Below are 13,339 nucleotides of genomic sequence, written 5' to 3'. Positions count from 1 at the left end.
GCCCGGACAAGGTCTTCACGAAACCGTGAAGTCGCTCGATCGCCTCGCCCTCGGTCTGATCAGAAATTCACGCAATACGATTCAAATATTGAATAAACACAATCTTATGCTGTAGCATCAACCCTAAGCTGCGCTGTCGAGCGCAGAAACACGCAAGGGGATGCGACCGTGGCGATCATCGATGTCACTGCTCCGACGGACGCGGAGCCGGGTGCCGACTACTTCTACTTCGCCCGAGACTCCATGCGGGAGCTTGGCCTCAGGCATGCCGAAGCCTTTCAGACCGCCAAGCCCTTCCCGCATGTGGTCATCGACGACTTTTTGCCGCTTGAGGTCGCCAGGCGGATCGCCGCCACCTTCCCGGACAGCGATTATCCCGGCTGGCGCCTCACGGGGCCCGGCGATGCGAAACACAGCAACGACCGCCGGATCGAAAAACTGACCACCGGCAATGAAGAGACCTTCCCGCCCTACATCCGCCACGTGATGTACGGACTGCAGTCCGGGGTCTTCTGCGATTTTCTCAGCCGCCTGACGGGGATCGAGTTTCTGGCGCCCGATCCGGGTTTTCACGGTTGCGGTCTGCATTCCACCGGCCGGGGCGGGCGCCTGATGGTGCATGTCGACGCCTCGCGTCACCCGGACAAGAAGATGTCCCAGGTGATCAACTGCCTCTACTACTGCACGCCCGACTGGAAGCCGGAATACGGCGGTGCCTTGGAGCTTTGGAACGAGGACGCCAGCGCCTGCGTGACCAAGATCGAGCCTCTCTTCAACCGCATGGCGGTCTTCTTCACCGGCCGCCGTTCCTTCCACGGCCATCCGCATCCGCTGACCTGTCCGGACTCCCTGCGCCGCAATTCCCTGGCGACCTACTACTACACGACGGACAAGACGAAGGCCGACATCGACTACACCAACTACGTTCAATGGGTTGCCACGAACGAGCACGACGCCGCCTCCCTGCAGCACCGCTTGAAAAGCGGCATGCGCAAGTACCTGCCCGCGTCGGTCGTCAACCAGGCCGCGACCTGGGTCAGGCGTCTGAAGCGCTAGTTTGCGGCCGTCTTGCTCTGTCGGACGCTTTCTTTCCTGCGTCAGGCTGAACCCCTCGGCGGCTTGCCCGAGTGATCGGCTTCGACAGGCTCAGCAGGAAGGGATTTGTGTCGGGGAGAGAGCCTGTCCCGTCTCAAGCCGAGACGGAAGCCTCGACCCTTTCGGCACCTCCAACCATCCTTCTGGCTGAACCCCATCCTTCAAGCTGAGCGCCCATCCTTCAGGCTGAGCCTGTCGAAGCCCGCAACGCTGGCAACGGCATCTCTAGAAGTTCAGCCGTCCGCCGAGCAGGAAGCCGTGGTCGCGAGCGCCCTCTCCGAAGCGCCCGGCATAGCCGGCGGAGAGTGCCCAGCCATCGTCGGCGGCCAGGTCGGCGCCCAGGCTGAGGGCTGCGGAGTGGTCCGGCTCCTCCAGGCCGGGCACGCGCCAGCTAGTTGTGGTGCCGGCAAAGCGGGCGGTGGTGTCGGTGCTCTCGTCGCCGAGCCGCCCGATCCAGAGCGCCTGGGCGCGCGGGGTGAGGGTCAGGCCCTGGCCCAGCTCGAAGTCGCTGGCGACGCCGACCCCGAAGCGCGGCTGGAGGCTTAGCGTGTCGGCGCTGTCGATCTCCAGGTTGGCGCCGGCGGCGCCGCTTTCGCTCCAGGCCTCCTGGTAGAGCCAGGAGGCGCCGAGGCCGGCTGTGGGGGTGAGGGTGAGGCCGGAGAGCTGCCAGTCGTAGCCGACGGCGAGATCGCCCAGCACCTCGACCCCGTCGCGCTCGCCCTCTGCCGTTTCGGAGAAGCCGCCGAAGCGGATCTCGCGTTCGCTCTCGAAGCGATGGCCAGCAAAGCCCAGGCTGCCGCTGACCTGCCAGGGGCCAGGGGCCCAGGTCAGCTTGGCGGCGGCGAGGAGGGAGGTACTGTCGGTCTCGGCCAGCCCGTCGTCGGTGGAGACCTGCCCGCCGAAGCCGCCGAGGCCGAGGCTGAGGGAGACCTCCTCGTTCAGCGGCAGGACGACGCCACCGGCGGCGCCGGCGTAGTATCTGTTCTGCCCCGCCGAACTGCCTTCACCGTCGCGGCTGCCGAAGCCGCCCAGGCCCTCGAACCAGAAATGCGGCCCGCTCTGCTCCGCCGGGCCGGGCCCGGAGGCGGCGGCCAGACCGAGGCTATCGAGGGCGTCGCTGGCGCCGGTCTCGGCTCGGGCGAACTGGGTGAGGCCGGCGATACCGCCGAAGGTGCTGCCGCCGCTGCCGGTGGGGATGATGGCCAGCAGGTTCTGTCCGGCGAGTTGGACGATCTGGCTGCTGCCGGTCATGCCGCTGCCGGAGAGCTGGCGTGTGGCCTCCTCGACCTTGGTCGCGGTCAGGGGGGAGAGCGCCTGGATCAGGGACTGGCTGCCGGGGGTAGGTGCGGCTTGCAGGCCGTCCAGGGCGGCGGCGGTGCCGCTCAGCGCCGGGGTGGTGACGACCCTGCGGAAGTCGAGGGCGTTGCGGTCGAGCTGCAGCAGGACGTTGTTGTCCTGGGTCAGCAGGCTGAGATCGAAGAAGGCTAGGGTCTCGCCGGGGGCCAGGCCGACGCCGTCGAAGGCGCCAGCGATGCCGCTGGTGGTCTGGAGGATCAGGAACTGCTGTCCGTCGCTGTAGCTGCCTGCCTGGGGCGTCACCTCGACGCTGCCGCCGTTTACGGTGGCGGTGCCGGTAACGTTCAGCAGATCCGCGCTGCCATCCGGCGCGATTTCCACCGCCAGGACCGAGCCGGGACTGAAGGTCACCGACCTCGAGTTCAGGGTGCCGATGGAGTTGCCCGGCGCGACCCGGCCGTTGACGGTGACCGCGCCGAGCGTGCCGGTCCCGCCCAGGGTGCCGCCGGCGTTGACGTTCGCTGGGTTAATGTTGCTCAGGGTGCCGTTGACAATCAGGCTGCCGCCGGAGACTGTGGGAGTGCCGATGTAGTTGGCGTTGGCGCCCTCGATCACCAGCGTTCCGGCGCCGGACTTGATCAGTCTGCCGTCACCGGCCAAGGCGTCGTCGCCGGCCAGGCTGAGGCTGCCGCTGTTGACGCGCAGGTCGGTGACCGCGCTGACGTGTAGGTAGAGCTTGCGGCCTCCGCCCTGGCCGTTGGGCCCGGCGCGGTTGCCGCTGCCGCCGCTGCCGCCGGTGACACTGTAGGTTCCGGTGAAGGCGCCGTCGACGATGGTCAAGCTGCCGCCGTCGCGCACGAAGATGGCGCCGCCCACGGCGGAGCCGCCTTCACCGCCGTCGCCGCTACTGCCGCCTGCGCCTCCGCCGAAACCGCCGCTGCCGCCGCTACTACCGCCGCCGTCGCTACCACCGCCGCCGCCGCCGAAGCCGCTGTTGCCGCCGCGTAAGCCGCCGCCTCCTCCGCCGCCGAAGTCGCCGCCTCCGCCGCCGTCGATGTTGCCGCCGCCGCCGCCGCCGCCGGTACCGCCGTTACCGCCGTTGACGGGACCGGTCACGTTGCCGCCGCCGCCGCCGCCGCTGAAGCCGCCGTTGCCGCCGTTGGCGGAGCTGCCTCCGCCTCCGCCGCCTCCGCCGCCGGCATCGCCGTTGTTGTTGCCCGAGGAGCCGCCACCAACGCCGCCGCCGTTGCCGCCGGCGCCTCCGCCGCCGCTGTTGTCGCCGTCGCCACCGTTGCTGGTCTCGCCGCCGCCGCCGCCGCCGCCGCCAGGTACGCCGCCGCCGACGAAAACTCCACCAGCACCGCCGTTTCCTTCGCGGCCACCGCCGCCGCCGCCGCCGGCGTTGCCGTCGCCGCCGTTGCCGAATTCGCCGCCGCCGCCGCCGCGGCTGGTACCGCCGGTGCCTTCGTAGCCGCCGCCGCCTCCAGGGCCACCCAGGCCGTCGCCTCCGTCGCCACCCAAGCCTCCGCCGCCGCCGCCGCTGCCGGCGGCGGTCACGCTGTTGCCGCCGTTGCCGCCCTGGGCCGTGGCGGTGCCGACGATGACGCCGGAGAGGCTGGCGCTGGCGCCGGCGTTCACGAAGACCGCTGCCCCCGCACCCAGGCCACCGCCGCCGCCCCCGGCAGAGGAGCCGCCTACACCGCCGTTGCCGCCCTGGGCGCGGGCGTTGTCGATGGTGACGTTGGCGATGCTGGCGGCGCCGCCCTGGATGAAGAAGACGCGGCCGTTGTTCTGGGCGTCGATGGTGTTGCCGCCGCCGTTGACGGTCAGGTTGGCCATGATCATCGGCAGCGACCGGGTCAGGGCGATGTTGCCGGTGATGTTGATGGTGTTGGTTGGGTCGCCATTGCTGTTGGCCGTGAAGATGGCGCTGCGCAGGTCTGTCTCGTTGGACACGTTGAAGTTCGCCGCCTTGGCCGGCCCGACCGTCGTTCCGGCCGCCAGGCTCAGCACCAAAGCCGTTCCGGCTAGGGCGCTGCGGCCCAGAAGACTCGGGCGCCGTCCGGTGCCTTGGCGATGTGCGGTCTGTCGTTTCCGAGCCTGCATTGTCTCTCTCGTCTCCTGGGGTGTTTTGGCCGAAGCGGGACGGCGCGGCCTTAGAAGTTCAGCCGTCCGCCGAGCAGGAAGCCGTGGTCGCGGGCGCCCTCGCCGAAGCGTCCGGCGTAGCCGGCCGACAGCGCCCAACCCTCCTCGGCGGCCAGGTCGGCGCCCAGGCTGAGGGCGGCGGAGTGGTCCGGCTCCTCCAGGCCGGGCACGCGCCAGGAGGCGTCGCTGCCGGCGAAGCGGGCGGTGGTGTCGCTGCTCTCGTCGCCGAGGCGGCCGATCCAGAGCGCCTGGGCGCGCGGGGTAAGGGTCAGGCCCTGGCCCAGCTCGAAGTCGCTGGCGACGCCGACCCCGAGGCGCGGCTGGAGGCTCAATGTGTCGGCGCTGTCGATCTCCAGGTTGGCGCCGCCGGCGCCGCTCTCGCTCCAGGATTCCTGGTAGAGCCAGGAGCCGCCGAGGCCGGCGGTGGGCGTGAGGGTGACGCCCGAGAGTTGCCAGTCGTAGCCGACGGCGAGATCGCCGAGCACCTCATAGCCGTCGCGCTCGCCCTCGGCCGTTTCGGAAAAACCGCCGAAGCGCACCTCGCGCTCGCTCTCGAAGCGGTGGCCGGCGAAGCCGAGGCTGCCGCTGACCTGCCAGGGGCCGGGGGCCCAGGTCAGCTTGGCGGCGGCCAGCAGGGAGGTGCTGTCGGTTTCGGCCAGGCCGTCGTCGGTGGAGACCTCGCCGCCGAAGCCGCCGAGGCCGAGGCTCAAGGAGAGCGCCTCGTTCAGCGGCAGAACCACACCGCCGGCTGCGCCGGCGTAGTATCTGTTCTGATCGGCGGCCGCTCCCTCGCCGTCGCGGCTGCCGAAACCGCCGAGGCCCTCGAACCAGAAATGCGGGCCGCTCTGCTCCGCCGGGCCGGGGCCGGAGGCGGCGGCCAGGCCGAGACTGTCGAGGGCGTCGCTGGCGCCGGTCTCGGCCAGGGCGAACTGGGTGAGGCCGGCGATACCGCCGAAAGAGCCGCCGCCGCTGCCGGTGGGGATGATGGCCAGCAGGTTCTGTCCGGCGAGCTGGACGATCTGGCTGCTGCCGGTCATGCCGCTGCCCGAGAGCTGGCGCGTGGCCTCCTCGACCTCGCTCGCGGTCAGGGGGGAGAGGGCCTGGATCAGGGACTGGCTGCCGGGCGTGGGCGCGGCTTGCAGGCGGTCGAGGGCGGTGGCGGTGCCGCTCAGCGCCGGGGTGGTGACGAGGCTTGCGAAGGTCGAGGAGGTGCGGTCGAGCTGCAGCAGCAGGTCGTTGCCCTGGGTCAGCAGGCTGAGATCGAAGAAGGCCAAGGTCTGGCCGGGGGCCAGGCCGACGCCGTCGAAGGCGCCGGTGACGCCACCTGTAGTCTGGAGGATCAGGAACTGTTGACCGTCGCTATAGCCGCCGGCTTGGGGTGTGACCTCGACGCTGCCGCCGGTCACGGTGGCGGTGCCGGTGACGTTCAGCAGATCCGCGCTGCCATCCGGCGCGATTTCCACTGCCAGGATGGAGCCGGGGGCGAAGGTGACTGACCCGCTGTTCAGGGTCCCGATGGAGTTGCCCGGTGCCACCCGGCCGTTGGCGGTGACGTCGCCGAGCGTGCCGGTCCCGCCCAGGGTGCCGCCGCTGCCGAGGGTGACGTCGCCGAGGGTGCCGTTGACGATCAAGCTGCCGCCGGTGACCGTGGTGGTGCCGCTGTAGTTGGCGTTGGCGCCCTCGATCACCAGCGTTCCGGCGCCGGACTTGATCAGGCTGCCGTTGCCGGCCAGGGCGTCGTCGCCGGCCAAGCTACGGCTGGCGCTGGTGATGCGCAGCTCGGTGCTAGCCGCGTTGTGCAAGTAGAGCTTGCGGCCTTGAGCCTGGCCGTCGGCGCCGCTGGTGCCGCCGATGCCGCCGGTACCGCGAGTGATGCCGTAGGTTCCGGTGAAGGCGCCGTCGAGGATGGTCAGGCTGCCGCCGTCGCGCACGAAGATGGCGCCGCCCAGCGCATCGCCGCCGTCGCCACCGCCGGCGATGACGCCGCCGTTGCCGCCGCCGAAGCCGCCGCTGCCGCCTGTTGCAGCGCTACCTCCGCCGCCGCCGCCGCCGAAGCCTCCGTTGCCGGCGCTGAAGCCGATGCCGAAGCCGCCGCCGCCGCCGCCGCCGCCGAAGTCGCCGCCGTTGCCGCCGTTGTTGGTGCCGCCTCCACCGCCGCCGCCTGTGCCGCCGTTGCCACCGTTGCCGGGGGTGGCGCCGAATCGGCCGCTTCCGCCGCCGCCGCCGCCTGTGCCGCCGTCGCCGCCGTTGCCGCCGCCGCCGGCGCCACCGCCACCGCCTCCACCGTTGCCGCCGTTGTTGCCGCCGCCACCGCCTAAGGCGCCTGTGCCGCCATTGCCGCCCCCACCGTCGCCGCCGGAGGCATTCGATGCGTTATCGCCGCCAACCTCGCGACCGCCACCACCACCACCACCGCTATTAGTTGGAGTACCGCTGTCGTCGCCGCCGTTGCCAAATTCGCCGCCGCCGCCGCCGGCGGCGCCGATAACAGTGGCGCTGCCGCCGGCTCCTTCGTAGCCGCCTCCGCCGCCCTGGCCGCCGTTGCCGCCGCCGTCGCCTCCGTCGCCGCCCAGGCCGCCGCCGCCGCCGGTGCCCACGGAGCCAACGGTCGTGTTCCCGCCGTTGCCGCCCTGGGCGGTTGCCCTGCCGAAGGTGACGCTGGAGAGGCTGGCACTGGCGCCGTCGTTCACGAAGACCGCCGCGCCCGCGCCCAGGCCACCGCCGCCGCCTCCACCGCCATTGCGCCCGCCGCTCCCGCCGTTGCCGCCTTGGGCACGGGCGTTGTCGATGGTGACGTTGGAGATGTTGGCGGTGCCGCCCTGAATGAAGAAGACGCGGCCGTTGTTCTGGGCGTCGATGGTGTTGCCGCCGCCGTTGACGGTCAGGCTGGCGGTGATCATCGGCAGCGACCGGGTCAGGGCGATGTTGCCGGTGATGTTGATGGTGTTGGTTGGGTCGCCGTTGCTGTTGGCCGTGAAGATCGCGTTTCGCAGGCCCGGCTCGTCAGACACGTTGAAGGTTGCCGCCTTGGCCGGCCCGACTGTCGTTCCGACCGCCAGGCTCAGGACCAAAGCCGTTCCGGCCAGGGCGCTGCGACCCAGAAGATTCAGGCGCCGTCTTCCGTGTCGCAGCGTTGCGGTCTGTCGTTTCTGAGCCTGCATTGTCTCTCTCGTCTCCTTGACGGTCGTCCGGCTCGGCCGGCGGAGCTTTCGGTCGGGAAGACTCTCTGGAAGGGGGGCAACGTCGCGACGTTCAGCGGTGGCGGCGTCAGGCAGGGATCGGCGGAGCTATCCGCTTGCCGGGTCTTTCGGACCCGGTGCGCCCGAACCCGGTGCGCCCGAACCCGGTGCGCCCGGACCCATGACGCCCAAACCTGTGGCAGCCGGACCCGCGATGGCCGTTTTCACCGTTGGATGGATCGATGAGCCGGATAGACCCGCGCCTCCTTGGCCGGCGACCTGACCGGCTAACCTCTTGCGATTTTGGGATGCGACCGACATCAGGTCGCTTTCAGACAGCTATAGCGAGAATAGAGGCGCCCGAATATCGCAGGCAATATGGATGAATTCGGGGAAAGGTCTAGATGAATGACGGTAAACGTCTAGACCGAAAGGTGCGGGAAAACCGTCTTAACATGCTGAAATATATGATATATTTTCTTCAAAGGCGACTTGCGGAAGAGCCGTCGAATTCGTGATCTTGGCGCCTTTGGCGGTGGTCTGTGCATCGTGTTAAACGTGTAGATGCCACTGTTCGAGACGGCGATGTCCGCGTCCTTCGGCCTTGTTGGAGCGCGACGCTCTATCTCCGGTGCGTCTTACGGTCTGGGGGCACTACCGGCTGGCGGCGGCCCAGGGCTTGCCGCGTGGGCGCTACTTGCCGGCGGCGAAAAGCTCGGCCTGGATTTCCGACGCGTTGGGGCACCAGTCGGCCCACTTGTGGGCGTCGAAACCCCAGCGGTTGCTGTGTGCGACGTCGGCACCGGCCGCCAGCAGGCGCTTGACGATCTGGAGGTGGCCGCGCGCGGCGGCGATCATCAGCGGCGTGTTGCCGGCGTCGCTGGCGTGCTCCACTTCGGCGCCGCGCTCCAGCAGCCCCTCGACCAGGGCCGGGTCGCCCTTGCCGGCGGCGTAGTAGAGCAGGCCGCAGCCCCAGCGGTCGCGGGCATTGGCCGCCGAAACGGCGTCCGGTCCCGCCTCATCTAGGGCGGCGAGCAACGCTTGGGTGTCGCCCTTCTCCAGAAGATGAAAGAGGTTGGCGCTTTCTGCCATCGCGACGGTTTCCTCCAAAAGCTCTTTCCGGTTATTCCCAGGCGCGGGATGCCGCGTCAAGAGCGGGCGGCCGACGTAGGAGCCAGACGTCATGAGACCAAGTCCGACCGCCGATGGTGTCGAGTCCATCGATCTCGCCTCTGTGCGCGCCGAGACGCCGGGCTGTGCCAAGGTCGCTCACTTCAACAATGCCGGCGCCTCCTTGATGCCGGCGCCGGTGGTCGAGGCGCAGATCGCCCACCTGCGACGCGAGGCCGAGATCGGCGGCTACGAGGCGCGGGCCGAGGCCGGCGAGCGGCTGGAAAGCGTCTACGGCTCCATCGCCCGGCTGCTGAACTGCGCGGCCGAGGAGATCGCGCTGGTCGAGAACGCGACCGTGGCCTGGAACCTCGCCTTTCAGGCCTTCGACTGGCGGCCCGGCGACAAGGTTCTGACGGTCGAGGCCGAGTACGCCTCGAGTTACATCGCCTACCTCCACGCCCGGCAGCGCCAGGGCATAGAGGTGGTGACGGTACCCAGCGACGCGACGGGTCAGGTCGACCTCGAGGAGTTGGAGCAGCGTCTCGACCCCAAGGTCAGGCTGATCGCCGTGACCCACGTCCCGACCAACGGCGGGCTGGTCAATCCCGCCGCCGAGATCGGGCGGATCGCGCGGGCCAGGGGCATTCCCTTCCTGCTCGACGCCTGCCAGTCGGCGGGACAGCTTGATCTGGATGTGCAGGCCATCGGCTGCGATCTGCTGTCGGCGACGGGCCGCAAGTATCTGCGCGGGCCGCGCGGCACCGGCTTCCTCTACGTCCGGCGCGGATTGCTCGACCGCCTGACGCCGCCCTGTCCCGACCTGCGCTCGGCCCGCTGGGAGGCGCCGGACCGCTTCGTCTGGTACGAAGGCGCCCGCCGCTTCGAGAACTGGGAGTTCAACTACGCCGCCCTGCTCGGGCTGGGGGCGGCGGTGGACTACGCGCTGGACCTGGGCCTGCCGGCTATCGAGGCGCGGGTGACGGCCCTGGCGGCGGAGCTGCGCGAGCGCCTGGCGGCGGTGCCCGGTCTCCAGGTCAGGGATCTCGGCACCCGGCGCTGCGGCCTCTGTACCTTCACCCTCGCCGGGCGGGAGGCCAGCGCGGTGGCCGCGGCGCTGCGCGGCCAGGCGATCAACGTCTCGGTCAGCGATCCCAACGGGACGCTGCTGGACGCCACGCGGCGCGGGCTGCCCGACATGGTCCGGGCCAGCGTCCACTACTTCAACGACAGCGGGGAGATGGACCGCCTGATCGCCGCGCTGGAGAGGCTGTCGCGGGGGTAGGGAAGGTCGTTTGCGCTTGGGTGCGGCCACCCTTCGACAGGTTCAGGGTGAAGTTGGGATATTGAAAAACGTGTCTTCACCCTGAGCTTGTCGAAGGGTGGCCGAGCAGGCTCTCTACGGATCAACCGCCTTTCGGGAGACCTTCCATGCCGACAGACGAGACCGTGGCCCGGGTGCTGGCGGTGGCCGCCCGCTCCGATCACCGCTTCAGCAAGACGCCGCAATCGGCGATCCGCCTGCTGGTCGGCCTCGGTGTCGAGGGCGACGCCCACAGCGGCGCCACGGTGAAGCACCGCTCCCGGGTCGCCCGCGACCCCAGCCAGCCGAACCTGCGCCAGGTGCACCTGCTCCACGGCGAGCTTTTCGCGGAGCTGGCCGCCAAGGGCTTCGCCGTGATGCCGGGCGATATCGGGGAGAACGTGACGACCGAGGGGCTCGATCTTCTCGCCCTGCCGACCGGAACGCGCCTGCGGCTCGGCGCGCATGCCGAGGTCGAGGTCACCGGGCTGCGCAATCCCTGCGCCCAGCTCGACGCCTTCCAGTCCGGTCTCATGAAGGCCGTGCTGGACCGCGCGCCGGACGGCAGCCTGATCCGTCTGGCCGGCGTCATGGGGATCGTGACGGCCGAGGGGGAGGTGCGTCCCGGTGACCCGATCGCCGTGACGCTGCCGGAGGGCGCGCACAGAGCTTTAGAGCCGGTTTAGCGGCGTCCCGTCGACATCGTACCCGCGAGAATCGCTGCTCTGCCCGTCGACTTCAGAAGATCCACTTCGCCATCACACCGAAGCGGCGCGGCGGCCCAGCCGTGCCCAGCCGACCGGTGGTGTTCGTGAGATCCCCCAAGGCTGCCGGCCCCGACAAGCCAGTCGCATAGCTTTCATCGAAGACGTTCTCCACGAAGACCCCGAACTCGAACCTGTCTCCCCGAAGGCCGGCACGCAGGTTCAAGACGTCGAAGCCGTCGAGTCTGGGGGAGTCCGGGTCGTCGTTCGCCGCGAAGTTCGTCTGGGCGTAGTACTCGGCGCGCAAAAACCCGTCGGACGACAGTTGATTGACTGGAAAGACATAGTCCGCGGTCAGTCTGACACTATGCTTCGGAGACAGCGTGAGGTCGGATCCTTCCAGATCCCGGCCGTCCGGCCCCACCGCGCCATCGGCGAACTCGGCATCCAAGAACCCGTAGCCGGCGCTGAGCGTCAGATCGTCGATTGGCCGCCCCACGACCAGCAACTCCGCACCGATGCTCTCCGCGTCGTTGTTCCCATCGACGAAGACCGGGAGGCCGTTGACATCTATGGAACTTTCCGACTGGAAGTCGTCGACCTTCAACAGGAAACCGCTGGCCGAGAGGGAGAGGCGGTCATCCAGGAAGTTTCCACGAAAGCCAATCTCGAACTGTTTGGCGTTCTCTTCGTCGAGGGTCGTGAAATTGCGTCCAGTGATCGGTGAGAAGCCTCCCGCACGGAAGCCGGTCGTGTAAGAGAAGTAGGTCGAGAGGTCTTCGGTCCAGTCGTATTTGATGGAGGCGTTCGGCGTGAAGGCCGTGAAGACATTGCTCCCGGACTCCTTCGGAACCGAGGGGACCGTGATAGCGGAAAGACCGCTCGAAACCGTCTCGGTCGTAAGAGAGACATCGTCGAGGTTGAAACGGACGCCGGCAGCGAGCTCCAGCCGTGGGATCGGGCGCCAGCGTCCTTCGGTGAAGACTCCCAGTGAAAAGACCTCTTGAGAGGTCTCACCGCGAATCGTACTGCCGTCGTCCGCCGCAGTCCCACCTGTCAGCAGATCGAACGCCGCTTGGCCCGGATCGGTCACACCCTCGACCTCGAGGTCCACGAAAGCGATGGATGTCCCGAGGTTCAAAGCGAGTCCGCCAAGTCCGCGGGGCAGATCGAATTCATTGCCTTCGTAGCGAATTTCGCTGCCGATGGATCGGTTCGACGTGTCGTTGGTCTGCTCTATGACATCGAGTGTTGTGAAGTCGGTGTCGGTTGTCCCCTCAAGATCGCTCTCCGCGTAGTTGATGCGAAAAACCAATCTGCCCGCGTCGAGTTCGTAGGCGGCGTCGCCTCTGATCATCAGCCGATCCGAAGTACTCTCTCCTGGGGAGGAGCCGGGGAAGACCGGATTGCCGTCTCCGATCGACTCGAGGGTTGCGAAGCCCAGCGCATCGAACTGGGATCGATCGAATGAGAAGGAACCGTCGAGCGTCAGCCCTTCGACGGGTCGCGACCGCAGGCTGAAGCGCAGGTTGTAGTCCTCGTTACCGATCTGGTCCGGTCCGTCGCCCGCGATATCGACGAAGCCGTCGGAGGCCGATCCGGAAAAGGCCAGACGTGCCGCCGTACTGCCGTCCTCGTTGAGCGGCTGGTTGAGGATCAGCGTCCCTCTCCCGTCCGGCCGCGATCCAAGCTCGCCGCCGACCTCCAGCTCGAATTCGCCGGTCGGCTTTCGGGTCACGAAGTTGATCGCGCCGCCCACCGTGCCACGGCCGAAATTGTTGTTCTGGGGACCCAGGACGGTCTCGACCCGCTCCAGGTCCAGAGTCGACTGGCCGACGCCGAAAAGCGACGTCGTCGGATTGGCGATCACGCCGTCCACGAATACGCCGACCGACGGCGAGGTTGCGCCGATGCCGAGCTGATTGCCGAAGCCCCGGATGACCGGTTCGGCCGTCACCGGCGTGCCGCCGCCGACAAAGTTCACATTGGGCGTCGCTTGCATGACGTCCCGCGTGTCGTCGAAGCCCGACCGCTCCAACTCGTCGCGCGACAGGACGACGACGCTGGCCGGGACATCCTGCAGCCGCTCCTCGGTTCGCCGCGCGGTCACCGTGACCGCCCCCAGCCGTAGAGGACCGTCGGACGCAGCAGCGTCCTGCGTCCGCTCGATGGTGACCGCTCCGTTCTGCGAAAACCGATAGCTGAAATCCGTGCCGGCGAGCAGCCGGTCCAAAGCGGCCTGCGATGACAGATTGCCTGATACGCCGGCACTGCTGGCCCCGGCCGTCAGGTCGGCGTCGTAGAAGACAGCGAGGCCCGTCGTCTCGCCGAAGCGGGCCAAAACCTGGTCAAGCGAGCCGGGCGCTATCGCGAAGTCGAGGGTCGCCGCTTGCGCCGCCGCTCCCGATGGCGCAGCAACCAGTGCTATTGGCGTGGTCGATGCGAGAAGCACGGCGAGAAGCGTGCCCCCAAGCGAATTCCGTCCCGTTGTCATGGCTGCCCCCGAT

General features: G+C 68.7%; 7 protein-coding genes. 3 read left to right on the top strand and 4 right to left on the bottom strand.

Annotated features, from left to right (window positions below):
* Positions 1 to 168: 168 nt before the first annotated feature.
* A complete protein-coding gene (locus ACO054_RS12845; protein WP_421706979.1) occupies positions 169 to 1,056 on the top strand; it encodes a 2OG-Fe(II) oxygenase in 888 nt (295 codons plus the stop codon).
* A 264-nt stretch (positions 1,057 to 1,320) separates the two neighbouring features.
* Here the strand turns inward: ACO054_RS12845 and ACO054_RS12840 are convergent, their stop codons facing one another.
* The 3 genes from ACO054_RS12840 to ACO054_RS12830 all read right to left on the bottom strand — a co-directional run bounded on the left by ACO054_RS12840 (position 1,321) and on the right by ACO054_RS12830 (position 8,807).
* Positions 1,321 to 4,497 (bottom strand): autotransporter domain-containing protein, encoded by a 3,177-nt coding sequence (locus ACO054_RS12840; RefSeq protein ID WP_421706978.1) that lies wholly within the window; start codon positions 4,495 to 4,497, stop codon positions 1,321 to 1,323.
* 50 nt (positions 4,498 to 4,547) lie between these two features.
* Entirely contained in the window at positions 4,548 to 7,697 is a 3,150-nt protein-coding gene (locus tag ACO054_RS12835) for an autotransporter domain-containing protein (RefSeq protein ID WP_421706977.1), read from the bottom strand.
* Positions 7,698 to 8,408: 711 nt separating this feature from the next.
* The gene (locus ACO054_RS12830) at positions 8,409 to 8,807 is read right to left on the bottom strand and encodes an ankyrin repeat domain-containing protein (protein WP_421706976.1); all 399 of its coding nucleotides are present in this window, start codon (positions 8,805 to 8,807) and stop codon (positions 8,409 to 8,411) included.
* 91 nt (positions 8,808 to 8,898) lie between these two features.
* On the opposite strand from ACO054_RS12830, the gene ACO054_RS12825 reads away from it, so the two are divergent.
* The gene (locus ACO054_RS12825) at positions 8,899 to 10,110 is read left to right on the top strand and encodes an aminotransferase class V-fold PLP-dependent enzyme (RefSeq protein WP_421706975.1); all 1,212 of its coding nucleotides are present in this window, start codon (positions 8,899 to 8,901) and stop codon (positions 10,108 to 10,110) included.
* Positions 10,111 to 10,256: 146 nt separating this feature from the next.
* Positions 10,257 to 10,814 carry an MOSC domain-containing protein gene (locus ACO054_RS12820; RefSeq protein ID WP_421706974.1) on the top strand — a complete coding sequence of 186 codons (558 nt, stop codon included), beginning with the start codon at positions 10,257 to 10,259 and terminating at the stop codon, positions 10,812 to 10,814.
* 52 nt (positions 10,815 to 10,866) lie between these two features.
* On the opposite strand, the gene ACO054_RS12815 is transcribed toward ACO054_RS12820, so the two are convergent.
* Entirely contained in the window at positions 10,867 to 13,326 is a 2,460-nt protein-coding gene (locus ACO054_RS12815; RefSeq protein WP_421706973.1) for a TonB-dependent receptor domain-containing protein, read from the bottom strand.
* Between the last annotated feature and the right edge of the window lie 13 nt (positions 13,327 to 13,339).

The sequence above is a fragment of the Algihabitans sp. genome (genome assembly GCF_965226985.1).
In the GTDB taxonomy this organism is placed as follows: Bacteria; Pseudomonadota; Alphaproteobacteria; order Kiloniellales; family DSM-21159; genus Algihabitans.
Note: the sequence above shows the minus strand (reverse complement) of the source record. Positions and strands in the feature narration are given on the sequence as shown.

What these genes read in the sequence shown, in the direction of transcription:
- ACO054_RS12835 (WP_421706977.1), bottom strand. Translation starts at nt 7,697, where the DNA reads ATGCAGGCTCAGAAACGACAGACCGCAACGCTGCGACACGGAAGACGG.
- ACO054_RS12830 (WP_421706976.1), bottom strand. Translation starts at nt 8,807, where the DNA reads ATGGCAGAAAGCGCCAACCTCTTTCATCTTCTGGAGAAGGGCGACACC.
- ACO054_RS12815 (WP_421706973.1), bottom strand. Translation starts at nt 13,326, where the DNA reads ATGACAACGGGACGGAATTCGCTTGGGGGCACGCTTCTCGCCGTGCTT.
- ACO054_RS12825 (WP_421706975.1), top strand. Translation starts at nt 8,899, where the DNA reads ATGAGACCAAGTCCGACCGCCGATGGTGTCGAGTCCATCGATCTCGCC.
- ACO054_RS12840 (WP_421706978.1), bottom strand. Translation starts at nt 4,497, where the DNA reads ATGCAGGCTCGGAAACGACAGACCGCACATCGCCAAGGCACCGGACGG.
- ACO054_RS12820 (WP_421706974.1), top strand. Translation starts at nt 10,257, where the DNA reads ATGCCGACAGACGAGACCGTGGCCCGGGTGCTGGCGGTGGCCGCCCGC.